Origin of the sequence: Paenibacillus sp. SAFN-054, assembly GCF_051966755.1 — a bacterium.
Taxonomy (GTDB): Bacteria; Bacillota; Bacilli; order Paenibacillales; family Paenibacillaceae; genus Paenibacillus_AQ.
On record NZ_JBQCKS010000012.1, the window covers coordinates 23,322 to 49,473 of the forward strand.

Annotated in this window: 23 protein-coding genes, 1 other RNA gene and 1 pseudogene; 20 read left to right on the forward strand and 5 right to left on the reverse strand. The window is 51.8% G+C overall.

Annotated elements, in window-relative coordinates:
• Positions 1-174 precede the first annotated feature (174 nt).
• A complete protein-coding gene (locus tag ACTHPM_RS27170) occupies positions 175-684 on the forward strand; it encodes a YwhD family protein (RefSeq protein ID WP_440398481.1) in 510 nt (169 codons plus the stop codon).
• Between the two features lie 94 nt (positions 685-778).
• Here ACTHPM_RS27170 and ACTHPM_RS27175 read toward each other — a convergent pair whose 3' ends face one another.
• From ACTHPM_RS27175 to ACTHPM_RS27185, 3 genes and pseudogenes are all read right to left on the reverse strand, one after another.
• The gene (locus ACTHPM_RS27175; protein ID WP_440398482.1) at positions 779-1,429 is read right to left on the reverse strand and encodes a DNA-3-methyladenine glycosylase; all 651 of its coding nucleotides are present in this window, start codon (positions 1,427-1,429) and stop codon (positions 779-781) included.
• Between the two features lie 19 nt (positions 1,430-1,448).
• Positions 1,449-2,497, reverse strand: a pseudogene (locus tag ACTHPM_RS27180) (endonuclease/exonuclease/phosphatase family protein).
• Positions 2,498-2,661: 164 nt separating this feature from the next.
• Positions 2,662-4,734: a transglycosylase domain-containing protein gene (locus ACTHPM_RS27185; protein WP_440398483.1), complete on the reverse strand. Its 2,073-nt coding sequence runs from the start codon at positions 4,732-4,734 to the stop codon at positions 2,662-2,664.
• A gap of 342 nt (positions 4,735-5,076) precedes the next feature.
• Here ACTHPM_RS27185 and speE point away from each other — a divergent pair, with 342 nt between their 5' ends.
• The 3 genes from speE to ACTHPM_RS27200 all read left to right on the forward strand — a co-directional run bounded on the left by speE (position 5,077) and on the right by ACTHPM_RS27200 (position 8,159).
• Positions 5,077-5,904 carry a polyamine aminopropyltransferase gene (gene speE / locus ACTHPM_RS27190; protein ID WP_440398484.1) on the forward strand — a complete coding sequence of 276 codons (828 nt, stop codon included), beginning with the start codon at positions 5,077-5,079 and terminating at the stop codon, positions 5,902-5,904.
• A gap of 14 nt (positions 5,905-5,918) precedes the next feature.
• Positions 5,919-6,788 (forward strand): agmatinase, encoded by an 870-nt coding sequence (gene speB / locus ACTHPM_RS27195; RefSeq protein ID WP_440398485.1) that lies wholly within the window; start codon positions 5,919-5,921, stop codon positions 6,786-6,788.
• Between the two features lie 180 nt (positions 6,789-6,968).
• Entirely contained in the window at positions 6,969-8,159 is a 1,191-nt protein-coding gene (locus ACTHPM_RS27200; RefSeq protein ID WP_440398486.1) for a WD40/YVTN/BNR-like repeat-containing protein, read from the forward strand.
• A 28-nt stretch (positions 8,160-8,187) separates the two neighbouring features.
• Here ACTHPM_RS27200 and ACTHPM_RS27205 read toward each other — a convergent pair whose 3' ends face one another.
• Positions 8,188-8,745, reverse strand: a complete 558-nt coding sequence (locus tag ACTHPM_RS27205; RefSeq protein WP_440398487.1) for a GNAT family N-acetyltransferase — start codon at positions 8,743-8,745, stop codon at positions 8,188-8,190.
• Positions 8,746-9,046: 301 nt separating this feature from the next.
• On the opposite strand from ACTHPM_RS27205, the gene ACTHPM_RS27210 reads away from it, so the two are divergent.
• Together ACTHPM_RS27210 and argS are read left to right on the forward strand one after the other, a co-directional pair.
• Entirely contained in the window at positions 9,047-9,469 is a 423-nt protein-coding gene (locus ACTHPM_RS27210) for a DUF1934 domain-containing protein (protein WP_440398488.1), read from the forward strand.
• Positions 9,469-11,148: an arginine--tRNA ligase gene (gene argS, locus ACTHPM_RS27215; RefSeq protein ID WP_440398489.1), complete on the forward strand. Its 1,680-nt coding sequence runs from the start codon at positions 9,469-9,471 to the stop codon at positions 11,146-11,148. Before ACTHPM_RS27210 ends, argS begins: the two co-directional genes overlap by 1 nt.
• 72 nt (positions 11,149-11,220) lie before the next feature.
• Here argS and ACTHPM_RS27220 read toward each other — a convergent pair whose 3' ends face one another.
• Positions 11,221-12,381, reverse strand: a complete 1,161-nt coding sequence (locus ACTHPM_RS27220) for a S8 family peptidase (protein WP_440398490.1) — start codon at positions 12,379-12,381, stop codon at positions 11,221-11,223.
• 406 nt (positions 12,382-12,787) lie between these two features.
• On the opposite strand from ACTHPM_RS27220, the gene rpoE reads away from it, so the two are divergent.
• From rpoE to ACTHPM_RS27290, 14 genes are all read left to right on the forward strand, one after another.
• Positions 12,788-13,339, forward strand: coding sequence for a DNA-directed RNA polymerase subunit delta (gene rpoE / locus ACTHPM_RS27225; protein WP_440398491.1), 552 nt, complete (start codon positions 12,788-12,790; stop codon positions 13,337-13,339).
• A 453-nt stretch (positions 13,340-13,792) separates the two neighbouring features.
• A complete protein-coding gene (locus tag ACTHPM_RS27230) occupies positions 13,793-15,397 on the forward strand; it encodes a CTP synthase (RefSeq protein WP_440398492.1) in 1,605 nt (534 codons plus the stop codon).
• A gap of 172 nt (positions 15,398-15,569) precedes the next feature.
• Positions 15,570-15,953 (forward strand): response regulator, encoded by a 384-nt coding sequence (locus ACTHPM_RS27235; protein WP_440398493.1) that lies wholly within the window; start codon positions 15,570-15,572, stop codon positions 15,951-15,953.
• 176 nt (positions 15,954-16,129) lie between these two features.
• A complete protein-coding gene (gene fba / locus ACTHPM_RS27240; protein WP_440398494.1) occupies positions 16,130-16,984 on the forward strand; it encodes a class II fructose-1,6-bisphosphate aldolase in 855 nt (284 codons plus the stop codon).
• Positions 16,985-17,184: 200 nt separating this feature from the next.
• Positions 17,185-18,438 (forward strand): UDP-N-acetylglucosamine 1-carboxyvinyltransferase, encoded by a 1,254-nt coding sequence (locus ACTHPM_RS27245; RefSeq protein WP_440398495.1) that lies wholly within the window; start codon positions 17,185-17,187, stop codon positions 18,436-18,438.
• A 291-nt stretch (positions 18,439-18,729) separates the two neighbouring features.
• Positions 18,730-20,067 (forward strand): transcription termination factor Rho, encoded by a 1,338-nt coding sequence (rho, locus tag ACTHPM_RS27250; protein ID WP_440398496.1) that lies wholly within the window; start codon positions 18,730-18,732, stop codon positions 20,065-20,067.
• Between the two features lie 27 nt (positions 20,068-20,094).
• Entirely contained in the window at positions 20,095-21,375 is a 1,281-nt protein-coding gene (locus ACTHPM_RS27255) for a radical SAM protein (RefSeq protein WP_440398497.1), read from the forward strand.
• Between the two features lie 110 nt (positions 21,376-21,485).
• Complete coding sequence (rpmE, locus tag ACTHPM_RS27260) at positions 21,486-21,683, forward strand: 50S ribosomal protein L31 (RefSeq protein WP_127607030.1); 198 nt, start codon at positions 21,486-21,488, stop codon at positions 21,681-21,683.
• A 197-nt stretch (positions 21,684-21,880) separates the two neighbouring features.
• Positions 21,881-22,148, forward strand: an RNA gene (ffs, locus tag ACTHPM_RS27265) — signal recognition particle sRNA large type.
• 338 nt (positions 22,149-22,486) lie between these two features.
• The gene (gene dnaX, locus ACTHPM_RS27270) at positions 22,487-24,235 is read left to right on the forward strand and encodes a DNA polymerase III subunit gamma/tau (RefSeq protein WP_440398498.1); all 1,749 of its coding nucleotides are present in this window, start codon (positions 22,487-22,489) and stop codon (positions 24,233-24,235) included.
• A gap of 51 nt (positions 24,236-24,286) precedes the next feature.
• Complete coding sequence (locus ACTHPM_RS27275; RefSeq protein WP_136607632.1) at positions 24,287-24,598, forward strand: YbaB/EbfC family nucleoid-associated protein; 312 nt, start codon at positions 24,287-24,289, stop codon at positions 24,596-24,598.
• A 26-nt stretch (positions 24,599-24,624) separates the two neighbouring features.
• Positions 24,625-25,224, forward strand: a complete 600-nt coding sequence (recR, locus tag ACTHPM_RS27280; protein WP_440398499.1) for a recombination mediator RecR — start codon at positions 24,625-24,627, stop codon at positions 25,222-25,224.
• Between the two features lie 119 nt (positions 25,225-25,343).
• Complete coding sequence (locus ACTHPM_RS27285; protein ID WP_440398500.1) at positions 25,344-25,658, forward strand: DUF2508 family protein; 315 nt, start codon at positions 25,344-25,346, stop codon at positions 25,656-25,658.
• Positions 25,659-25,682: 24 nt separating this feature from the next.
• Positions 25,683-25,949, forward strand: a complete 267-nt coding sequence (locus ACTHPM_RS27290; RefSeq protein ID WP_440398501.1) for a pro-sigmaK processing inhibitor BofA family protein — start codon at positions 25,683-25,685, stop codon at positions 25,947-25,949.
• Positions 25,950-26,152: the final 203 nt, after the last annotated feature.

Here is a 26,152-nt window from a genome sequence, read left to right on the forward strand (position 1 = left end):
GTTGACAAGCATCTACAGCATGTATATGTTGGCTTTCCAGCGATTATTAGTTAAAATAAAATTAAGTCGCTTCATAAATTGAACTTCGTTCACTATATATCAATCAAGAAATGCCTATCCGGCCTAGAGCAGGCGAGAGGATAGACGTTTTTCGAATAGGAGGAACTCGAGCTAATGGAGAACAAGGAGCCAATCGGCAAAAAGCAAATTGCACTGAACATCGTCAGCAGCAAGAGCAAACATAAGATGGGCTTTGGCGCAGGCTCAATCGATCTGAACAACATTTCGCCCGTTATTATCGACCGCGGCGTAGCAACGATCGATATCGGCGCCATGCATGCCAAGAGCAAGCCGGAACGCCGGATTCGCTTTTCCACGAACCGGGAGGATGTACCGAACGGCCGGCAGGTATGGATCGTGTGGGTAGCCGTGGACCGGGATGCCGAAGGCCAATTTTACGGCGGAGCGACGGCCAGCGAAATGTGGATTGACGAGGAGGAGCGCCGGGGCTGGAAAATTCTCGCCGAGCATGTGAACCGGATGGATGCGGCATTGAAGCGCAAATTCATGCTGGATGAGCTTGGAGCCGAGGAGAAGAAGCTGCTGAAGGATCTGCTCGTATCCCATAACGAGGAATGGTGGGAGAAATCGCCTGAAGAACTGAAACAGGCACTGGAAGCATAAGGATTTCGATTTCGATACAATAAAGGACCTGGCCCATGCTTGTTGATCGCAACAAGCATGGGCCAGGTCCTTTTTATGAAGGAAAGGAGAAGTGTTACATCGTCTTCCATGGAATCGGGTGCTTATCTTTTACGGATACATAGGGGTTCCCTTCGATATAGAAGCGCCACGGCTTGGATACGTAATCGCCCGCATAATCGATATTGATCCGCGGACACTGGACAATCGGCAGATCCTGAACGGGATCGCCGGATTCCAGCCGAAGGGGACCTGCAGCCTGATCCAGTCTGCATCCATTCAGACTACGATCAATGCGCAGCGCGCGGCATAGCTTGCCGGGGCCGTTGCTTAAATTCGCAGCCTTGCCGGAGAAAAGCCCGCGGTTTCGGCGCATCAGCTCCTCATCCTGCTCGCTGACAGGCTGGACCGCGCGGATCAGAACCGCTTGGGGATCATCAAGGTCTCCCACCACCACGTTCAGGCAGGAGTACATGCCGTAAATCAGATACACATAAGCGATGCCGCCGGCAGCAAACATGACCTCGGTCCTGGCCGTGCGCCGATTGCCGAAGGCGTGGCTGCCCTGGTCTTCGGCACCGCCGTAGCTCTCCGTCTCAATGATGCGGCAGCGGATATCGCCGTCTTCGGTGGAGCGTACCAGCGTCTGACCCAGCAGAAGCGGAGCGGCTTCCCTGGCTGTCAGCGACAGCAGCGATGAAGGAATCAACTTGTCGGTTTCGCGCATTCCAGGGGCCTCCTTCCTTTCATTTCAATTTAAACTCGGCCGTAACCGGATTATGGTCGCTGTGCTCATGCTTCAAGTCATGCCCTGTGACCTTTATAATCTCGACGTTCGGGGAGACCAGAAATCCGTCAATGACGGCCCGGAAGTTCACGCCTTCCCGATAAGCGACGTCGACGGTGCGAACGGATGGCGTGTCTTTATCGACAGCCCACTGAAAGCCTTCCGGCTTGAAGCTGTCCGGGAAAGGCTGGAGCCATTCGGGCCATTCCTGCGTGGCCGCAAACGCTTTGGGATCCGTGCCGGGCAGCGAGTGGTTCCAGTCGCCGCCGATAATGAGATAGTTCCCCTTATTGCTTTCCTTCTTTATATAATCACCCAAAAATTGCAGCTGCTGCCGCCCTTGTCGAAGGCCGACAAATGAAGGTTCACAAGGACAAGCTCCTTGCCGTTGTCCACAGGTATTCGATTTTCGATCAAAGCGCGGTCGACATCAAACAGCTGCCGCGGCCACTTCTCCTTCCCTGGCAGGTCATATCGCGCTGCGCTGGTACTCTTAAAGCCGGAAAGGGTAACCATGCCGCTGTGGGCATATCCCATGGGATGAAGTACGGGCACCGGAACCCAAGGAACCTTGTAATTGTCTGCATAGGAGAAGCTGTAGTCCGGCAGTGCGCTTCTCAGCTCCTCGATCTCGTTGATGCGATAGCTGCGCGAAGCCTTTACGTCCGCCTCTTGGATAAAATAGAAATCCGAATGATTGCTGCTTAGAAAAGAAGTGATAGCCTGCAAATTGGCAAGTGTTTGTTTCTTGCTGCTCGAACGCGATGCCGTGCCGCCGTCCATGAAGAAATCCTCATCTTTGCCAAGCCCCGCATAACCGATATTAAACGTCGTCAGCGTGAAAGGGGTTCCCTGTTGAAGAACCTTTGCCTGATTGCCTGAGATGGCAACCGGTTCAGTCGCATCCGGCTTATAGTCGGTCACGGTGACGTACAGCAAAAAGCCCAAGAAAAGCAGTACGGCGGCAAGTACGATGCTCCCCAGGGTCCATAGTGTCTTTTTGGCCATTTCTAGCGTCTCCTTTATGGTTGGAGTGATTGCCTTTATGATCCGTCTCCTGATGTGCAACCCTAATGTATCATGGGTGATTAGCGAGGTCCAGACATTAAAAAGGGCCTTTCCCTTGCCGTTTTTATACGGCGGGAAGGCCCCCACTGCGGGTATTCACCCGGTTATTCCGTCAGCCAGCGCTTAAAGTCGCTCCACCACGAATGCTCTTCGGGATTGCCTTTGGTCGAAACCGGTTTTTTATCCTCACCGCCGTGCTGGGCGCAATACTCCGTAGGCTCCGTGCCGGCGACGAATACTTCAAGCTTCTTATCCGGACAATCGGCGGTTGCCAATTTGCCCGTCGCTTCATCCACATATACCGTAACGACCCCGCTTGGGATGGCAAAAATTTTCGGGGGTACATTCTCCAGCGCCTTTTCGGTATATTGGGCAAAAATCGGTGCTGCCCGGTGTCCGTCCAGCGTAGTAATCGCACGGCCTTTGTCGTAGCCGACCCAGACGGCGGTTGCAAGCTCCGGCGTATAGCCGACCATCCAGGCGTCGCTATCCGTCGTACCGGTTTTGCCGGCGACCGGCCGCTTGATCATCGAGGAGACTCGGCTCCCGGTCCCGCCCGTTTCGAATACACTTTCCATCAAATGCGTCAGCACGTATGCCGCAGCAGGATCTACGACCTGATCTCCGCTCGTCTCGGGGGCCTGATACAGCACTTCGCCGGCGGCATCCGTTATTTTGAGCACCGCGACGGGCGGCATGCGTTTACCGGCATTGCTCATGACCGCGAAGGCGGAGGCCATCTCGAACGGACTGATCGGTGATGTCCCGAGCGCGAGCGAAGGAACCGGCTGGAGCGGGCTGATGATTCCCAGCTTTTTGGCCATAGCTATGACGTTATCTGCACCGACCTTCAGCAGTGTGTTAACTGCATAAATATTGTCCGAGGCGGCGATCGCCTCCTGCATGTTAATTTCACCCAAATATTTCTCTCCGAAATTGCTAGGCTGGTATGTTTTCCGGTTGTTGTCGTAGTGAAACAGAGTGGGCTCGCTGTTGAATGTGGTGAGGCCGGTCATCATTCTCGAAGACAGCGCCGTCAGGTACATGATCGGTTTAAATGAAGAACCCGGTTGGCGCGTTTTAGCGAGAGCATGGTTGAGTTGGCTGTTTTTATAATTTTTGCCGCCGACCATCGCCTTGACATAGCCCGTCCGAGGGTCAAGCGATACAAGAGCCGTTTCAAGCTCGCTCTTCGGGTCCATTCCTTGCGACACGGCCTGTTCGGCTGCGGCCTGGGCATGCGGATCGAGCGTGGTATAGATATTCAATCCGCCATGATCCAGCTGTTCCTCGCTGATGCCCAATTGGGTGGTCACCAGCTTCTTCACATAATCACGGAAAAAGGGAGCGGACACGAGCGCCTGCTGCTGCCCTTGTGGCTTGAAGGACAGCGTCTCAGCTGCAGCCTGCTCCGCCTCCTGCTGTGTAATATCGCCGGTATCCACCATGGAGCCAAGCACGATTTTTTGCCGCTTCTTGGCATTTACGATATGAGTATACGGGGAATAATAGGTTGGACCTTTTGGGATGCCTGCCAGCATGGCGCTTTCCGCGAGATCCAGCTCGGCCGCCGGCTTGCCGAAATACATTTGTGAGGCCGCCTCGATTCCGGATGCCCCATGACCGTAATAAATCTCGTTCAGGTACATCTGCAAAATGTCGTCCTTACTGTATTTCATTTCGAGCTGGGCGGTATACATGGCCTCCTTGATTTTGCGTGTCCATGTTTTGGCGTGCGACAGATACAGGTTGCGGGCCAGCTGCTGTGTCAGCGTGCTGGCGCCCTGCGCCCGTTCCATTTCCTGCAGGTTCACGAGTACGGCCCGGCCCATCCCCTTGAGATCAAAGCCGATATGATCATAAAACTTCCGGTCCTCCACCGACAACGTCGCTCGAATCAGCCAAGGCGATATTTGATTGAGCGGTATCGGTTCATAGCTGCGGCCGCTTGCCGAAAAGGTGGCGATAATGCTCCCCTGGCTGTCGAGCAGGCGGGAGTTGCGGTCGGTGTCGGCAACGGGAAGGCTCTTCTGATACAAATATCCAAGCAAGATACCTCCTGACACAAGCATGGTTATCATCAGGGCCAACGTCAGCTTGAGGAGTGCAGCGAGTTTGCTTCTGCGCTTGGTCTTCGTTTTTGGGGGCTGCGGCATGGTGTTAAACGTCCCTTCCATTTATATACACTCATTATGGGAAAGGAGCGGGAGGGATATTCATGAGGGGGTTACAAAATAAGCGGCAACAGAAGCGAAAAGCCCTGTACACTGCGGCTTTCGAGGGGTCAGGAAGCCATCCGATTCGGTGATGAAAAGGGAGAAAAACTGTATCTTTACACTTATTTCCCGCATCGCGTATAATTCAAAAGATGTGTTTACGCATCCATAGTTTGGTACAATGTAACAGTATGGACTGGTGTCCAGGACAAGGCGGGGATTCAGCCCGACCGGGAATCATCCGGGAATATAGAAACAACAGATGGAAATCCCCTCTATTCTAGCGGAAAGAAGGTAATAACGATGGAATTGTGGTTCACGGAGAAGCAGACCCCCGCTTTCGGGATAACGGCTAAAATTAAACAAACCTATGTAAGCGAGAAAACCGATTTTCAGGATCTGGCCATGGTGGAGACTGAAGAGTTTGGAAATATGCTTTTACTGGACGGCATGGTCATGACGACGGAGAAGGATGAGTTCGTTTATCACGAAATGGTAGCCCATCCCGTGCTGAATACGCATCCGAATCCGAAGCATGTCCTAGTCGTTGGCGGCGGCGATGGCGGCGTGATCCGCGAAATCATCAAGCATCCGGAAGTCGAGAAAGCGGTGCTGGTGGATATCGACGGCAAAGTCATCGAGTATTCGAAAAAATATCTCCCTTCAATCGCCGGCAAGCTGGAGGATCCGCGGGTAGAGGTTCATGTGAATGACGGCTTCATGCATATTCACGAGCATAAAAACGAATATGACGTGATCATGGTCGACTCTACGGAGCCTGTAGGTCCGGCTGCGCCTTTGTTCGAGCGCGGGTTCTATCAAGGCATCTACGAGGCGCTGAAAGACGACGGCATTTTCGTGGCGCAAACCGATAACCCTTGGTTCAAGGCCGACCTTATTCAAAAAGTTAACCGTGACGTGAAGGAAATCTTCCCGATCGTGCGCGTGTACGGCGCCAACATTCCGACGTATCCAAGCGGTCTGTGGACGTTTACGATGGGCAGCAAAAAATATGACCCGCTTGAAGTCAATGAAGCGGACATTCCAGAAATGGATACGAAATATTACACGCCGCGCCTGCACAAAGCGGCATTTGTACTTCCAAAATTTGTAGAAGATCTGACGAAGTAGGGGGAACTTACACGATGAAACTGGATCAAGCTTATTCCGGTAACGTATTTATTTGCAGCTCCGAGGATTACGAGGGCTCTAAGGCGGTCATCTACGGTATGCCGATGGATTACACCGTCAGCTTCCGCCCGGGCTCTCGTTTCGGCCCGTCCCATATCCGCCAAGCCTCGGTGGGACTGGAAGAATACAGCCCTTACCTGGATAAGAGCATCGACGATATGACTTACTTTGACGCCGGCGACCTGCTGTTGCCATTCGGCAATGCCGCACGCAGCCTGGACATCATCCGTGATTATGTGGGCAAACTGCTGGACGACGGCAAGTTTCCGATCGGTCTCGGCGGGGAACATCTGGTGACCTGGCCGATCATCGAGCAGGTGTATGCCAAATACCCTGATCTGATTCTGATTCACATTGATGCCCATGCCGATCTCCGTGAGCAGTACGAGGGCGAACCGCTTTCGCATTCCACGCCGGTCCGCAAGGCGGCAGCGCTGATGGGCGGCAAGAACATCTACCAGTTCGGCATCCGTTCCGGCTCGCGCGAAGAGTTCAAGTTCGGACACGAGAACATCAACTTCCACCCGTTTGACGTGGCGGCTCCACTCAAGGAAGCACTGCCGCAAATGGGCAACCGTCCGGTATACGTGACGATCGATATCGATGTGCTTGATCCGTCCGCGGCCCCGGGCACCGGTACGGCAGAAGCGGGAGGTATTACTTCCAAGGAGCTTCTGGAGGCTGTGCATCTGATTGCAGGCTCCGCCGTGAACGTCGTCGGCTGTGATTTGGTCGAAGTGGCGCCAATTTACGATCCTACGCAGCAAACACCAATCGTGGCAGCCAAGCTGATCCGCGAAATGCTGCTTGGCTTCGTAAAATAAACCTGTTACTTTCATGAGCATCTGTCAGCGGGATGCCGGAGCAGACGAGGAGTCTGCCCGGCGGAACGCGGGCGATGCTTTTTTTGCGTTTCCTGATGCCAAACGACTTATGACAATATTGAAATGTCCGAGTGATTCCCGGGCATAACGGGTAAGTTCACTGTACATGGAGGTGTTGAAATGAACTTGCACAAATGGATGAAGCGTTCATCACTGGCTGCAGCCGTCCTGCTCCTGGCTGTGCCGATGAGCTGGGCCTCTCCGGCCCGGGAAGCATCGGCGGCAGCGGAGCAGGCACCGACTCCGTGCGGGAGCGGCGATCACGGTCTGCTGCAAAGCTTGCAGAAACAGCACTCGGGAACGGATCCGCTGCATTTTACGGATATTGAATTTCTCAGCGGCAGTACCGGCAGAGCGGCGGGCACGGGCTTCATGATCGGAACATCGGATGCCGGATGCCATTGGCAGGAAATTTATAAAGGGCAGTGGCAGTTTACGCAAATGGATTTCACCGATAACGTGAACGGGTGGGCGCTGGCTACGATGCCGGCCCAGCAGACGACGTATTTGATCAAGACTACCGATGGCGGCTCGCATTGGAAGGGTGTATACACCGGCAGCATTCATTTTGAACGGATACAGAAGCTGGATAAGAACACCGGATTCGGCTATACCCGTAACGGGGCATACCGGACTGATAATGGCGGCAACAGCTGGGTCAAGATACCGACACCCGCCAATACACGTTATGCGACCTTTAATAGTACGAAGACCGGATATGTGCTGACCGTCATGCCCGGCGGAGGCTATAAGGTGCTGCAAACACGCGACGGCGGACATAGCTGGGCGACTAAACTCACCGTGAAGACGCCATCGACGGCGGGTGGCGAGATTTATAGTCTGGATAACCAGGTGTGGGCGGTTCTGTATGGGGATGCAGGCATGTCCCAAGTGTCGTATTCCCTGTACGGCAGCACGGACCAAGGCTCCCACTGGAAACGCGTCATTGGACAGGACACGGCAGGGGGCGGACCCGCTCCTGGCGGCTGGACGCCTGTCGTCAAAGACGGTCCGGCAGAACCGGGCGGACATCCCGGCAATATGCAGCTTGTCGGCAAAGATACGGCTTTCCTGGCAGGCGGTTCGCCAGCAGGCGGCGTTGTATCGGTTGGGGTAACCTATAATGGAGGGGATACGTGGAAGAACGTGAAGCCGACCGTGAACGGTTACGACGGACGAATCTCCTTTCAGGACGGCAAAACGGGCTGGCTCGTCGTGACGAGTGCTACGAAGTCGGCCATATACTCAACCAAGGACGGGGGAGCGACCTGGAGCCGCAAATTTGCTTTTCCGGAAGCGCTCCAGCCATAACAACAGCGAAAGGATAGGCCCTTGCGGCCTATCCTTTTCGTTTATTCCGGGATTCCTCCCACTCCTCGCGGAGCATGCCCATCCGAATCGAGTCATAGTAGACTCCGTTATAGAGCCGGCATTTGCGAAGTCTGGCCTCCATGGTGAAGCCCAGCTTTTCACCGACCCGGATCATTCGATAGTTGCCGGACCATGTCGTATACCCTACGCGCACCAAAGGCAGCGTTTGGAACAGATGATCGATCCACAGCGTGAGTGCCCGCGTGCCGTAGCCACCGCTCCAATAGGAAGGGTGATAAATGACAATGCCCATTTCCAGCCAATGTGACGGTTCGTGCTCCCAGTAGTAACAGACGGTGCCAATCAGTTCCCCATCCGACTCAATCGCCCAAAAGTCGCTCTGATGGACCAGGTGCTCTTTTCTCCCCATATATTCGTCAAAGGAAACAGCTTTGTGCTCATAATAAGGGGCATCCCACTTTTTCCATTCGGGCGCTTCTTCTTTCGCGGACAGCTCCCATAGGCGGGGCAGATCATGCTCTTCTACGGGGCGTATGATGAGTTGATGTTCTTGTTCGGGTAACAATCGGTATCCTCCTTATGTGCCAGCGGCGACTGCAGCGCAAGTTCAAATCCTGTACCTCAAGGTCCCTCATACAGGTATACTTCGCAGTGAACAGGGACGCTTCCTCTTTTTATCGTTCCTTGCATTTTCTTCATTAAAAAAGAGATTTGCAAGAATATGAAGAACGGGACGTGTGAAAGCTGTATAATAGCAGATGGGAAACGGGCGCAATGATCATGTCAGGCGGTTCTTCTTGTTGAATTGAACCCCTGAACTGGATATAGTATTACAATAGGAAAGAACAGATTGGAGCCGTATACTTATGCAGGAAGCCAGGAAAGCCCGCATTCGTCTTCAAAGCCGGCACGAAGGCCAGAATGTGGTGCAGGAGACGCAGGCCGAAGCGTTCGAGCGCGGCGGTGCGCTCTATCTCAGGTACGAGGAGCCGGATGCGGACTTGCAGGGACAGAAGACCCGCACGCTGCTGAAAATTACCGGTGACAGTCTCAAAATGATCCGGCACGGCGCGGTGGAATCGGAGCAAACCTTTCAAGAAGGACAAATGCTGCCGGGATTTTACCGTTCGCCTTACACCTCGTTTAACCTTTCGACGCAGACAAGCTCAATGCGGATTCAGCTGAACGGAGGCATGTCCGGCACCGTATCCTGGGCGTACGATCTATACGTTTACGAGGAACGCACGGGACATTTCGATATTAGTTTGCATATACAGGAGGAACATTGATGACAACCAATCCATTAGAACATATTAACCAGCTCGTGACCGAGGCTCTGGCCGATGCGGTGGTGGCCGCAGGAATCGTGACTCGCGAGGAGCTGCCTGTTTTTGCGCTGGAAGTGCCGAAGGACAAGTCCCATGGGGATTTGGCAACCAATGCGGCGATGCAGCTGACACGGATCGCGAAGAAAAATCCGCGCCAGATTGCCGAGTCGATTCTGGAGCATTTTGACATGAAGAAGGCTTCGATCGAGAAAGCCGACATTGCCGGCCCGGGCTTCATCAACTTTACATTGAATAAAAGCTACTTGTACCCTGTGGTACAGCAGGTCCATGAGCAGGGCGACGATTATGGACGCGTCAACCTGGGCCAAGGCCAAAAGGTACAGGTGGAATTCGTCAGCGCCAATCCGACGGGCAGCCTGCACCTGGGCCATGCGCGCGGGGCAGCCGTGGGGGATGCGCTCTGCAACGTGCTCGATTTCGCCGGATACGAAGTGACGCGCGAATACTACATTAACGATGCCGGCAACCAGGTCGAGAACCTGTGCAAGTCCATCGAGGCCCGGTATTTGCAGGAGCTTGGACACAACGCCGAAATGCCTGAGGACGGTTACCACGGGGAAGACATCAAAGGCTTCGCTAAAGAGCTTGCCGCCGAGAAGGGCGATTCGCTGCTGGCCATGGAGCCGGGAGAGCGCACGGCGTTCTTCCGCCAGTATGGACTTGAAAAGGAACTGAACAAGATCAAGCGCGATCTGGGCAAGTTCAGAGTTCACTTCGACGAGTGGTTCAGTGAAACCTCGCTCTATGAAAAGGGACTGGTCGAGGAATCCTTGAGCGAGCTGAAATCCAAGGGACAAGTGTACGAGCAGGACGGTGCCACATGGCTCCGCACGACGGATTACGGCGACGACAAGGACCGCGTATTGGTGAAAAATGACGGGACCTACACATATTTGACGCCGGATATCGCATATCATCGCAACAAATACGAGCGCGGGTATGACCGTCTCATCAACATTTGGGGTGCCGATCACCATGGATATATTCCGCGGATGAAGGCTGCTATGGAAGCCATCGGTTACGATCCGGGAAAATTGACGGTATTGATCGCCCAAATGGTCAGCCTGTTCCAAAACGGGGAAAAGGTCAAAATGTCCAAACGGACAGGCAAAGCCGTGACCATGGAAGACCTTATGGAAGAAGTCGGCATTGATGCGATCCGCTACTTCTTCACGATGCGCAGCATGGATTCCCATCTGGATTTTGACATGGATCTGGCGATTTCGACGTCCAACGAAAACCCGGTATTCTATGTGCAATATGCACATGCCCGCATCTGCAGCATCTACCGCCAGGCCGAAGAGCAGGGCGTCACACTGCTGCCGCTCGCCGAGGTGGACCTCAGCATGCTGAATACCGAGCATGAATACGATTTGCTCCGCAAAATCGGCGAGCTTCCTGAGGAAATCGCGACAGCCGCAGCGGGCTACGCGCCTCATCGCATGATCCGCTACGTGTATGATCTGGCATCGCTGTTCCACAGCTACTACAGAGCGCAGCGCGTCATCACCGAGGACGCCGCCCAGACGCAGGCTCGTTTCGCCCTGCTTGGCGCCGTTCGCACGGTGATTGCCAACGTGCTCAGACTGGTCGGCGTAAGCGCGCCGGAGCAAATGTAACTCCGCAAGCACATTCCTGCCAATGGATAAATAGGCCGTTCCTGCTGTCAGTACCAGCAGGGACGGCCTATTTTACGGAGAGGATATGTTCCTCTTCATCCCTTCCTTTAACAGCTTCAGGGCATTGACCTCCCAGCCCTCGCCTGAGCGCTTCTGTCCTTTTCGCGAACGCAGCGGCGTGGCGGTTTGCAGCAGCAGCGCTTTGATGTCGGCAGGCTGCAGGTCGGGATTCTGAGCGAGCAGGAGCGCAATGGCTCCGCTCACATGGGAGGTTGCCATGGAGGTGCCGCTCATTTCATGGTATTTGCCGTGCGTCCAGGAAGAGATAATTTTGTCGCCTGGCGCATAAATATCAATAAACTCTCCGCGGTTGCTGAAGCTGGCAATGCGCCTGCTGCGGTCGGTGGCTCCAACCGAGATCGTCTGGGGATATTTGGCCGGGTAATCGATGTTGCGCCGCTTTCCGTCATTACCGGATGAGGCGACGATGGATATGCCGGACAGATAGGCTTTATTTACGATGTCCAATAAGGCCTTGCTCCGCGTTTTCATACCGAAGCTCATGTTGATGACATGCATGCGGCTTCGGATGCACCAGTCAATTCCTTGAATAATGTCGGAGACGTATGCCGATCCGTTATGGTCGAATGCTTTGACCGGATAGATGGTGGCCCGCGGCGCAACGCCGATCATGCCTTCCGTGCCGTTGGCAGCGGCGATTGTGCCTGCAATATGAGTACCATGTCCATTGTCGTCAAGCGGCATCATATGCCTGTTCAGCAGATTGATCCCCTTGGCCAGCGATTGGCGAAGGTCGGGATGGTAATAGTCTGCTCCGGTATCGATGACGCCGATCTTTACCCGGTATCCTGTGGACGTCGACCAGGCTTTAGGGGCTTGAATTTGCTTGACGCCATAAGGAATGCCTGGGCCTGAATTGACTTTGTTCGTCAGCGTATGCACCTGAACCAGGCTGTCATCTTCCACCAGGATGTCATGCTTATATGCATCCAGGTATTTGGTGCTGCCGGACAGGGACGTCATGACGGAATGGGATAGATTGGACGTCGGCAGGTCGGGCCAATCGGGATGACGGGCCTTGAGCTCCTGCAATGTTTGCTGGAATGCGTCGTATTGCCGGGGATTGACAAAGGTGAGTATTTGTTTGGCTCCGGATGGTGCGGGACTCTCCATGTTTTCAAGCAGCATCTGTATCAATCCGGTGTAGTCCATATTGGGCAGTCCCCCTCATAATGAACCCTGCTTTTGCAGTGTATGTAGGAGATGGTCGCTACGAGTGGGAACTTGCCCTTTTTTATGGAAATAGGCCCTGCCTGAATGTCAAAAGGAGCCCGTGGACATAAAATAAATGGAAGAGGGCGATAGGCGCTCTTTCGATCATCCCGGTGGGTAGCACCTGCCAGGGACGGATACAGTCAACGGGCAGGGGCAACCCTGCCTTTTCTTTTGGAGAACGGCAGTATACATATTCACAACATTAAAACTTGCAATTTATTTCTAAATAGGTTTTACTTAGTTTTGATAATGGATATGTTGTTATAAAGCAGGATGTTATACGGACTAAGCGACTTCAAGATTTCCGTATAAGTGAACATTGCGTGAGAGGAAGTGTCCGTTGGTGAGTAACTCACTCCAATTAAAGCTGGACCCTGAAAAGATCAGGGAAATGCCGCTGGTGGATTTGGCTTTTGCCGTACTGAAGGCAGCGAATACGCCATTTTATTATCTTGACCTGATGAAAGAGGTTGCCAAGCTTCGCGGCTTGACGGAGGAAGAAATTCAAGATACCGTTGCGCAGCTATATACAGAAATTAATATCGATGGCCGGTTTGCCTGTGTCGGAACGAACCTTTGGGGACTGAAACGCTGGTATCCTGTCGACCGCTCCGAGGACCCGATCGCGAGCTCGAAACGTCCGCGCATCATCAATGACGATGACGACGATGATGACGATGACGACTTTACCGATGAAGACGATACCTTCAGCGCCGACGACAGCGACGAAGATTTCGACCGCATCGATGAAGACCATGACGATATCTACTCCGACGATGACTCCGAGGAAGAGGTTGAGGATGACGGCATCATGGAAGACGAAGAGATCGATGAGGATGATGACGATCTGGACGAAGATGAAGAAGATGCCGAAGAGGACTCTGAAGAAAATTAGAAATATGAATCGGTTTGCCTTTCTCTCTTGACAGGGGACAAGGCACAGAGTAAACTATTGCATGGGCTTATGATTGAGATGTAAATATGCGTAAAATAATAAAAAGTGCCCCGTCCTACGGGTGTCACTTTTTTTGTTTTTATAAGGCAAAAATAGCTTGTTTTTCGGCTGTTTTGTCTCTGTAGAATGGACTTGTTTACGATCTGTTCATTCTGTATAGATGCCGGATTACCCACTTTGTGCCATTTGATTTCAAATGGCGCATTGTTGTTCAAGCGGACGGTAAAAAGCAATAAAACCGGTGCAGCCCTTTCGGGTGGAAATCGCGAAAAAGGGTTACGCTAAACATCATATGTATATAAATTGAACTAAAGAAAAGATAAGCCTTCCGAAATAACTTTAGCTCAATTTATGTTCCTGAATTTACTGGACTTTAATAGGAGGGTTTTTATAGTGACGAAGTATATTTTTGTGACGGGCGGGGTTGTGTCTTCCCTGGGTAAAGGGATTACTGCGGCTTCACTGGGCAGGCTGCTGAAAAACAGAGGATTAAAGGTTACGATCCAGAAATTCGATCCCTATTTAAACGTGGATCCGGGAACCATGAGTCCTTATCAGCACGGTGAAGTATTCGTTACCGACGACGGCGCCGAGACGGACCTTGATTTGGGACATTATGAACGATTTATTGACATCAACCTGTCCAAAAACAGCAATGTCACCACAGGTAAAGTATATTCGTCGGTGATCAGCAAGGAACGCCGCGGCGAATACTTGGGCGGAACCGTTCAAGTCATTCCTCACATCACCAATGAGATCAAGGAGCGCGTATTCCGTGCTGGCCGCGAAGCAGGTTCGGACGTGGTTATCACAGAAATCGGCGGGACTGTAGGCGACATCGAGAGCTTGCCGTTCCTTGAAGCCATTCGTCAGATCAAGAGCGAAATCGGCCGTGAAAATGTCATGTACATCCACGTGACGCTTATTCCTTACATTAAAGCAGCCGGCGAAGTGAAAACAAAGCCGACTCAGCACAGCGTCAAAGAGCTTCGCAGCATCGGCATTCAGCCGAACGTGATCGTATGCCGCACCGAGCATGAGCTGTCCGCGGACATGAAGGCGAAAATCGCCCTGTTCTGCGATATCGACGAAAATGCCGTTGTGGAGTGCCGCGACGCGTCGACCTTGTACGAGGTTCCACTGAACCTTCGTGACGAAGGCCTTGACGAAATCGTGGTCAACTACTTGAAGCTGACGACACCGAAGCCGGATATGACCGAGTGGGAAGCTCTGGTTGATCGGATCAACAAGCTGGAGAAAACGGTTGAAATTGCCATTGTCGGCAAATACGTTGCACTGCATGACGCTTATTTGAGCGTGGTTGAATCCCTCTCCCATGCCGGATTTGATGCGAATGCCGACGTGAAGATCCGCTGGGTGAACGCGGAAGAAATTACCGATGAGAACGTGGGCGATCTGCTTGGCGGCATCGGCGGCATTCTCGTTCCGGGCGGCTTCGGCGACCGCGGCATCGAAGGTAAAATCTCCGCGATCCGTTATGCCCGCGAGCAGCAAATTCCATTCTTCGGCATTTGCCTTGGAATGCAGGTTTCGGTAATCGAGTATGCCCGTTCGATCGTTGGCATGGAAGATGCCAACAGCTCCGAGATCAACCCGGCCACGCCTTTCCCGGTTATCGACCTGCTGCCTGAGCAAAAGGACATCGAGGATCTGGGCGGCACCATGCGTCTGGGACTCTATCCATGCAAATTGACGGAAGGTTCCCTGGCTATGGAATGCTACAATGATGAGCTTGTGTACGAAAGACACCGCCACCGGTATGAATTTAACAACCAGTACCGCGAAGCGATGGAAAAGGCTGGATTCCGCATTTCCGGTACCTCCCCGGATGGACGTTTGGTCGAAATCGTCGAGCTTCCGGGCCACCCTTGGTTCCTGGCCGTGCAGTTCCATCCGGAATTCACGTCCCGTCCAAACCGCCCTCAGCCGCTCTTCCGTGAGTTTGTCAAAGCTTCGATTGCACATAAAACCCTGTAATGCTCGATATAAGGACGGACCTCTTCGGAGGTCCTTTTTTCATTTTTACGCAGAGGCAGGAATTCGTAACCAGAGAGCGAATAACATTAATTGGATAAATGACGTCTGGAATAACAATTCATGAAGATTCAAGGGTATGCAGGGTCAGGCTGATGTTGGGAGGTTTGCTTTAGTGGATAAAAAGAAGGTTTTGATCGTCGATGACCAGAACGGAATCCGCATTTTATTAATGGAAGTGTTCAGCAGCGAGGGTTATACGACGTATCAGGCGGCCAACGGCAAAATCGCGTTAGAAATCGTAGAGAATGACGCGCCCGATCTGGTTCTGCTCGATATGAAGATACCCGGGATGGACGGACTCGAGATTTTGAAGCATATCAAAGAAATGAACCCTTCGATTAAAGTCATTATGATGACCGCTTACGGTGAGCTGGACATGATCAAGGAGGCCACGGAGCTGGGAGCCTTAATGCACTTTACGAAGCCGTTCGATATCGATGAAATGCGTGTTGCCGTAAACATGCAGCTTAAACATAACCCGGTTCAATTCGGGTAGCACCTCTGGGATTCTGCTTAGGCAGAATTCTTTTTTTGCCATGGTGTATGATAAGGCACAGCGCAAATTCAAATGCTTGTTTAGTATTTGTAACATGATGTGGTATAATAATCCCGAATGAGAGAAGTCGGCTAAAAACCATAGAAAAAAACATATACTTAGGAGGATTTGAAACCATGCCATTAGTATCCATGACTGACATGTTAAACAAAGCGCTGGAGGAGAAATACGCGGTAGGTCAATTCAACATCAACAACCTGGAATGGACCCAAGCGATTCTTGCTGCTGCAGAAGAAGAGAAGTCCCCTGTGATTCTTGGCGTATCCGAAGGTGCTGCCCGCCACATGAGCGGCTTCTACACGGTCGTTAAAATGGTTGAAGGTCTTATTCATGATATGAAAATTACGGTTCCTGTAGCCATTCACTTGGACCATGGTTCCAGTTTTGACAAATGTAAAGAAGCGATCGACGCTGGCTTCACTTCCGTCATGATTGACGACTCGCACAGCCCGATCGACAAAAATATCGAAACGACCAAAAAAGTCGTTGAGTATGCTCATTCCAAAGGTGTTTCCGTTGAAGCTGAAGTGGGTACGGTCGGCGGACAGGAAGACGACGTCATCGGCGGCGTAATGTACGCGAAGCTTGAAGATTGCGTTCGTATCGTCAAAGAAACCGGTATCGACACCCTTGCTCCAGCTCTGGGCTCCGTACACGGTCCTTACAAAGGCGAACCGAACCTCGGATTTAAAGAAATGGAAGAAATCAAGAACGAACTTCATCTTCCGCTCGTTCTTCATGGTGGTACAGGCATTCCTACGCATGACATCCAAAAAGCCATTTCTTTGGGAACATCCAAAATCAACGTAAACACAGAGAACCAAATCGAGTTTACGAAGGCTGTACGCGAAGTGCTTGCTGCAAAACCGGATGCTTACGATCCGCGTAAATACATCGTGCCAGGCCGCGATGCGATCAAAGCAACTGTTATTGGTAAAATTCGCGAATTTGGCTCCAACAACAAAGCGTAAGACGCTTTTCATTGTTTCTGTGCTTTGCCGCACAAGAGAGCTTAAGTGTTGTTTGATAGGGAAGCGGACAGTCCCTGGCGGGGCTGTCCAATCGAATAGGTTGGAATGGAGAGCACACCGCTTAGCCGGTGTTTTTCCATTTCATACACCAAAATTAACACCGTTGCTGCAGCGAAGTATGTGGAGGGAACCAGAAACGTATGGAAAAATTAATGATTAGCGGCGGGCGCCCGCTAAATGGCACCGTAACGATAAGCGGAGCCAAAAACAGCGCTATTGCTCTGATACCTGCCGCGATTTTGGCTGAGTCCGAAGTCGTGCTCGACAACCTGCCGCTCCTGAGCGATGTAGCGGTATATGCCGAAATTCTTGAAGAACTAGGCGGGAAAGTAAGCTGGAAGGACAGTCAGATGAAGATCGACCCTTCCGATATCAAGTCCATTCCGATGCCGAACGGTCCTGTGAAGAAGCTGAGGGCTTCTTACTATATGATGGGAGCCATGCTCGGACGTTTTAAAGAAGCGGTGATCGGTCTTCCCGGAGGCTGCAATTTCGAACCTCGTCCGATTGACCAGCACATAAAAGGCTTTGAAGCTTTGGGAGCAACTGTAACCAATGAGCATGGGGCGATACACCTTCATGCGAAAGAGCTGAAAGGCGCCAAAATATATCTGGATGTATCCAGTGTGGGTGCAACCATTAACATCATGCTTGCGGCCTCCAAAGCCAAAGGCTCTACAATTATCGAAAACGCGGCCAAAGAGCCTGAGATTATAGATGTAGCAACCCTTCTCAATTCTATGGGGGCAGTCATCAAAGGGGCGGGTACGGAAACGATCCGTATTGAGGGCGTATCCGAACTGCACGGCTGCCGTCACTCCATTATCCCGGATCGGATTCAGGCGGGTACTTATATGATCGCCGCCGCCGCTACCCGTGGAGATGTCTTGATCGACAACATCATTCCCAAACACCTTGAAGCACTCACGGCGAAACTGATTGAAATGGGCGTGCAGATCGAGGAGCTGGATGAAAGCATCCGCGTACTCGGCCAGCCGAACTATGAGCATGTAGACGTGAAAGCACTGATTTATCCAGGATTTGCTACGGATTTACAGTCGCCGATGACCAGCTTGCTGACGCAGGCGGAAGGTGTTAGCGTTCTGAGCGATTTCGTATACAGCAACCGGTTTAAGCATGTACCGGAGCTCGTCCGAATGGGCGCAAAAATCCGGGTGGAAGGCCGATCAGCGATCATTGAACGCAGCCGGCTGAACGCTGCCAAAGTGAAGGCGACCGACCTTCGTGCGGGGGCAGCGCTGGTCATTGCGGGACTTACCGTCACGGAAGGCGTAACGGAGGTTACCGGCGTAGAGTACATCGATCGCGGCTATGATCACCTGGTGACCAATCTGCGAATGCTGGGTGCCGATGTGTGGCGTGAAAACGAGTAAGCCATGTGCATGAAGGGGATTTGCGTGCTGCCTCCCACGGACTCGCGCGGAGGCAACTATTTTTGCGGTGAATTTTGCATATCTCCTTCTAAATTGGGTAATGCTATCCTAATGAGGATTTTTTAAGATTATAGAATTTATAATTTCAGAGAAGCTGAACTATTCTATAATCGCAAGAAAAACTTCATCTAATCGCTTCGATTGACGTTTTTCTCATAGACTGATAGTGATAGACAAGCAAAACAACCAATAGTTTGACTGGACTTATAAAATTGAATAGGTGGTTATTACATGGATTTGCAAATTGCCGATTTGGAAGAAATGAAGCTGACCGATCTGTACAAGCTTGCGAAGAAGTATCAGATCCCGTACTACGGCCAGTTGAAGAAGAAAGAGCTGATTTTTGCGATTCTTAGAGCACAGGCAGAGCATAGCGGGCTTATGTTCATGGAGGGCGTCCTGGAAATCCTGCCCGAAGGGTACGGCTTCCTCCGTCCGATCAACTATCTGCCGAGTACCGAGGATATTTATATCTCAGCATCCCAGATTCGTAAGTTCGATCTCAGGACTGGAGATTTGGTCTCGGGGAAATGCCGCGCACCGAAGGAAAACGAACGTTATTTCGGTCTGCTGCAGGTCAATGCGGTTAATGGCGAAAGCCCTGAAGCAGCTGCAGAGCGCCTTCACTTCCCTGCACTCACACCTCTCTTTCCGCAAAAGAAGCTCGTGCTTGAAACATCCCCTAACCATTTGTCTACCCGGATTATGGATTTGCTCGCTCCCGTCGGTTTGGGACAGCGCGGTTTGATCGTTGCACCTCCAAAAGCAGGTAAAACGCTCCTCTTAAAAGAAATTGCCAACAGCATCTCTACCAACAATCCCGAAATTGAACTCTTTGTACTGCTTATTGATGAACGTCCTGAAGAAGTGACGGATATGCAGCGTTCCGTTAAAGGAGAAGTGGTTGCTTCGACATTCGATGAACTGCCGGAGAACCATATTAAAGTTGCGGAGCTTGTTTTGGAGCGCGCACTTCGTTTGGTGGAGCACAAGAAGGATGTTGTCATTTTGATGGACAGTATCACCCGTCTGGCGCGTGCTTATAATCTGGTCATTCCGCCATCCGGACGCACCCTGAGCGGCGGTATTGATCCGGCTGCATTCCATCGTCCGAAACGCTTTTTCGGCTCGGCCCGGAACGTGGAGGAAGGCGGCAGTTTGACGATTTTGGCCACGGCGCTGATTGATACCGGCTCGCGGATGGATGACATCATTTACGAAGAATTCAAGGGAACGGGCAACATGGAGCTTCATCTCGACCGTAAATTGGCGGAACGCCGCATTTTCCCTGCGATCGATATTCGCCGCTCGGGTACGCGTCGTGAAGAAGTGCTGTTAACGAAGGAAGAACTGGATACCATTTGGGCGATCCGTAAAAATATGAATGAATCGGCTGATTTTGTTGAAGGATTCCTCAAAAAGCTGCGTGATTGCAAAACAAATGCGGAGTTTTTGGCCTCCTTCGACGTCAGCAGCGTAGGCAGCGGGAACAAAGGATCCGGAAGCCACAGCAGTGGGGGCAACCGCCGCACATCCAGACCTGCGGCCGCATCCGTGCCGTTGACCTAACTTTTAACGAACAAAGAGGAGAACCATATGTACCTGGTTTATGCAGATGAGAAAGGCAATGTATTCGATCATCCTTCGCTCTTCGGGCTTGCCCGCAGCGGCGATATGATCGTGGAAATCTTGGAGGATGAATTAATTCCGCTGCCGGATGGCGCCACGCTCGTTGGGCTTCCAAACACGCGGGCGATCGGCATGGACCCCGAAACCGGGGAGATGATGCCGCTGCCTGACGATGCTCAGGCGGTTGGTGCGCTTCTTCCTCAAGGATTCACCCGGCTGTGTTTGCCTGGTTATGTAAAGACGGATAAAGAATATAAGCTGCCGCTGTTCGGGTATTCCGCCGTGGTATGGAAGGATGGACGTTTTTACACGACGGCTCGTCTCTCCGATGATCCAGAGAAATGGAATCCGCTCAATTGCGATCTGAATGAGCTGAAGCTCGGCGTGAAGAAGCTGACCCAGAAATACCCGGAAAACCGGCTGTATGAGCATTTGTCCAACTGTGCCCTGGGATATGAGTGCCTGACGGCCTCCAATACGTTCCTGAATCGCTGGGAAGGCGCCGTTCCGGTGTCTTACTCCTGCAACGCGGGCTGTTTCGGGTGCATCTCCGAGCAGCCGGACGACAGCGGCTTCGTTGCGCCGCAGACGCGCATGAACTTCAAGCCGAAGGTAGAAGAGTTGGTTCAGATCATGCTGGAGCATCTTCAAACGCCCGAATCCATTATCAGCTTTGGGCAAGGCTGCGAAGGCGAGCCGTCCACGCAGGCGAAGATTATCATCGAAGCCATGCGTGAAGTCCGTTCGATTACCGATATGGGATACATCAACATCAATACAAACGCTGGACTTACGGATTTCATCCGCGGCATCGTCGATGCAGGGCTTGATTTGATGCGGGTGAGCACGATCAGCGCTCTGGACGACCATTACAATGCCTATTACAAACCGCGCAAATACACGCTGGCCAATGTGGAGAAGTCTTTAAAGTATGCCTCCGACCAAGGGGTATATACGTCGATCAACTACCTCATTTTCCCGGGCGTGACGGATCGGGAGGAAGAGATTGAGGCAATGGTGGAGTTTGTACGCCGTACAGGCTTGAAGCTGATTCAAATGCGTAACTTGAATATTGATCCGGAGAGCTATCTAGGGCTGATTCCGCCTGCTCAAGGTGAGATTCTGGGTATGAAGCAGATGATTGAGATTTTCCAGGCGGAGCTGCCGGATGTTGTCATTGGTTCTTATACCCATGTGCCGCCCGTTGGAATGAGACGCCCTAAGAAGCCTGTATTGGCGCGGGATTAGCAGTTTCCAACAATCCGTTGATTATTATGTTTGTCCCTGTTATAATATATATGTTGTGTCATTATAACTCTGTGTACGCATGAGACTCAGGGCAAAAAGAGGTGAAAGACATGAAACAAGAAATTCAACCAAAATATCACGTAACGACCGTAACATGTGCTTGCGGCAATACATTCGAAACGGGTTCCGTTAAAGAAGATCTGCGCGTTGAGATTTGCTCCAACTGCCATCCGTTCTTCACTGGCAAACAGAAATTCCTGGATGCTGGCGGCCGCGTTGATAGATTTAAGAAGAAATACGGTATCTAATACGAATACAACAAAATCCCTTGTCCGCCTTTGGCGAACAGGGGATTTTTTTTTATCCAGCCTCGAATTATACACATTACCGGGTTCCTGCAAAGTATCTCAATAGGCCTCGGAGCAAGACCCCGATTTGTGGGTGGAGTTGTCCAACTTTTGCCTTGGGTTGCACTTTGGCCTGAAATGAACTATACTAATTCTTGCCGTGCTAGACGGGGAGGTAGCGGTGCCCTGTAACTCGCAATCCGCTGTAGCGAGGTTGAATTCCTGTTAGAGGTTTTGTCGATGTGAGGTTTGGTCCCTGCGTGCGATGTTGACGGCTGGGTCCTCCGCAATGAGCACTTGTGAACCTGGTCAGGTCCGGAAGGAAGCAGCCATAAGCAAGCCCGCTCTTGTGCCGGAGGGTGGCCTAGCCCGAGTTGTTACTCAGGGGTGCCGCTTGGATCGCAATTATCAATAACAGGTGCACGGTATAACCTTACAATGAAATGTCAGCATCTTTGCCCGTTAGGGGTGAGGATGCTTTTTATTTTAGGAGATAAGAAAGCATGAGCATCCGAGGCTTGGGACTGTTATTTTGCTAAGAATAACATCTTTTAAGCGCAGTCTTTCTGTTTTGGAAGTGCTTGGATGTGCATTTTTCTTTTTATAGATGATACCTGTGTCCTCGGCCTTACGCGGATTTCGGGGGAATGTCAAAAAAAGCGAATACAACGATAGCGGTTAGACGTTTTGTATAACGCCGTATTATAGTATAATGATGAGGCGGCGAACGCGCGCTAGTGGAAGTTGAAAGAGGGTATAGCTAAGTGAAACATATCGCGCTCTACCGTGCCTGGCGGCCGCAGTCGTTTCAGGACATGGTTGGACAACAGCATATTATCCAGACGCTGCAGAACGCCATTCGCGAACAGCGGGTTTCTCATGCATACCTGTTTAGCGGTCCGCGCGGAACTGGTAAGACGACCGCTGCCAAAGTTTTGGCTAAAGCCGTCAACTGTGAACGCGGTCCGGGAGCCGAACCCTGCAACGAATGTGAGGCATGCCGGAGGATTACGGCCGGAGCCGTCATGGACGTACAGGAGATCGATGCTGCATCGAACCGGGGCGTGGAAGAAATTCGCGATCTGCGCGAGAAGGTAAAATATGCGCCGACAGAAGTCAGACAAAAGGTGTATATCATTGACGAAGTGCATATGCTGACGACGGAAGCATTTAACGCACTCTTAAAGACATTGGAGGAGCCGCCTCCGCATGTTATGTTTATTTTGGCGACAACGGAGCCCCATAAACTGCCGGCAACCATCATTTCCCGCTGTCAGCGTTTTGACTTTCGAAGGGTTTCTTTGGATGAGCAGACACAGCGGCTGCGGCAAATTGCCCAGGAAGAAGGAATGGAAGCCGACACGGAGGCTCTTCAATATATAGCCCGCCTATCCGATGGCGGTATGCGGGATGCCTTGAGCATTCTGGATCAAATTGCATCCTTTACGGATGGTCATGTATCCTATGAGCAGGTGCTCAGCATGACGGGGGGCATTGCTTCCGAGCAGTTCGGCAGACTGGCCGGCGCCATTCAAAAGGGTGATGCGGGTCTGGTGCTGCAAATGGTGGAGGATTTTATGCAGGAAGGCAAAAGCGCCGATAAGTGCATGGAAAATCTCCTTTACTATTTCCGCGACCTTTTGATGATCCAGATGATTCCGAACGCTGACAAGCTGACGGACCGGGTGCTGCATCCGGAGGAGTATAAGGAAATGGCGTCATCTTTTTCAAGGCAGCAGCTGTTTCATATGATCGACACCTTGAACCATTACCAAAGTGAAATGAAATACGCATCGCAGCCGCAGACGCTGTTTGAAGTAGCATTGCTGAAGCTTTGCGGAGCTCCGCAGGAACCGGCGGCGGCAGGATATGACCAGTCGCACGCACAGCAAGCGGCAGCGCCGGCGGATTCCTCAGAAGTGAACCAGTTGAAACGGCAGGTAGCCGCGCTGGAAAAGAAGCTTGAGAAGCTGATTCAGAACGGCGTAGCGCCATCCGGAGCAGCTGCCGGAGGGTCTTCCAGGCCGGCACACAGCACCCCTGCGCCCAGAGCGTCTTCCGCGGCCAAAATTCCATCGAACATGGATCAGTTCCTCGCTCAGAAGAGCAGCCCGGAGTTTGTAGAAGTGCAGCGGCAATGGGGACAGGTTCTTCAAGGAGTCAAGGAAGAGAAGGTAACGGTTCACGCCTGGTTCATGGATGGCGATCCGGTATCGGTATCCGGGGACGCGGTGCTGGTAGCTTTTAAAAACAACATTCACCGGGAAACGACAGAGAAGCCGGCCAACAAACAGGTGATTGAAGGCGTGATGCAGGATAAGCTCGGCAAGCCTTACCATCTGGTAACCATGATGCAGAAAGATTGGGCCGCAGCCCTGGAAGGCGCCGGCACCCAGCAGAAAGAAGAGCTGAAGCTCGAGCATGAGCATGAAAGCAAGGATCCGAACGCAAAGCCATGGATTGATGAGGCCCTCCAAATTTTCGGAGAAGATCTCGTGATCATAAAGGATTAATCTGCACTGCTTCTCGGTGCGCCCCAATAACTTAAGAGGAGACGATGATTTATGAATAATATGAACCAAATGATGAAGCAAGTGAAAAAAATGCAGGAACAAATGCTGAAAGCCCAAGAGGCCCTTGCCGACAAAAAAGTCGAAGGCAGCTCCGGCGGCGGCGTAGTAACCGTGGAAGTCAACGGCCATAAAAAACTGCTCTCCATCACCATTAAACCGGAGGCTGTTGATCCGGAAGATGTAGAAATGCTGCAGGATCTTGTGATGACGGCTGTTAACGATGCATTGACTAAAGCAGACGATATTGCCAACTCCGATATGAGTAAGTTTACAGGCGGCATGAAAATTCCAGGCCTGTTCTAATTTAAAGCAGAAAAGAGGCCCGCGTTTTGTATTATCCCGAACCGATCGCCAAGCTGATCGACGCTTTTACACGATTGCCGGGCATTGGGCCGAAAACCGCGGCCCGTCTGGCTTTTCATGTGCTGAACATGAAGGAAGACGATGTCATTGACTTTGCCAAGGCGCTGGTCAGCGTGAAGCGCAATCTTCACTACTGCTCGGTTTGCTGCAACATCACCGATACGGACCCTTGCCGTATCTGCCAGGACAAAACGCGCGACCCGTCCGTTATTTGCGTGGTTCAGGATCCCAAGGATCTTGTAGCCATGGAACGCACCAAAGAGTTTAATGGGTATTACCATGTTCTTCAGGGTGCCATCTCGCCCATGGAAGGCATCGGCCCCGATGACATTCGGTTAAAGGAGCTGTTGACGCGGCTCAGCGATGAACGCGTGAAAGAGCTTATTTTAGCGACGAATCCGAACATTGAAGGCGAGGCAACCGCGATGTACATCTCGCGCCTTGTGCGTCCCTTTGAACTCGTTGTTACGCGGATAGCCCATGGCCTGCCGGTAGGCGGCGATTTAGAGTACGCGGATGAGGTCACGTTATCCAAGGCGCTGGAAGGGCGCCGTCAATTGAACTGATGAACAAGGAAGACTGCGCATAGAGCGCGGCAAGAGGGGAGCTCCGAAGGGAGCTTCTTTTTTTGTGTTCTAAGTTTGTCCCCCGGACCGTATGAATGAAAGTGGAGAGGACACATGAGATGATCATGCATCAATATGAGGACGGGGGGATCATGATGGCGTGGTTTTGGAACAAAAAGCCGAGGGTGCCTGCATGGCAGATGAAAGAGAAGCGGGACGAGGAACTTGCGGTCTATATGGATGTGCGGAAGGCCCAGAGTGAATGGGAAAGGGCAAGGCGGCTTTTTGAAGAGGCCGTGGGCGAAGAGCAGATCGATTATGCGATCTATATGCTGGAGGCAGCTGAACTGAAGTACCAGATGAATTTAAGAGCCGCCAAAAGGATTGGCCTGAATCGGGCTCAGCTTCCGGTGTCGCAAAGGGTCGAAGCTTAATCGATAAGATGGGAGGGCGAAAGAATGAGAATGGCTGTTATGGGAATCATGGTGGTGTGCCTATTGCTTCTTCTGTTTATTGCTGTAAGGAAGAAGATCGGCTTCGGTTGGCTGACGGTGTTTGGAACGCATATGGTGCTTGCCGCGCTGGGCTTGTATCTTGTGAACTTCTCAGGTTTGATGACGGAAGTGTACATTCCGTTGAATCCTACAACGGTAGGAACCGTCATGGTGCTTGGCCTTCCGGGGGTCGCTCTTTTATATAGTTTGAAAATTTCTTTGATGGGGTAGTTGACGAAGTTCTTCAATCTATGGTACATTAATTCTCGCCCCTTTCAAAAAGGTACAAGCTTGCCGGTTCGGTAAGCGAAGAAAGAAAAAGAAATTAAAAAAAAGTACTTGACGAAATGCTGGGTGACATGATATATTATAAGAGTTGCTGCTGAGCTAACTGAGCGGCTTCGAAAATGAAAGAATTTGATCTTTGAAAACTG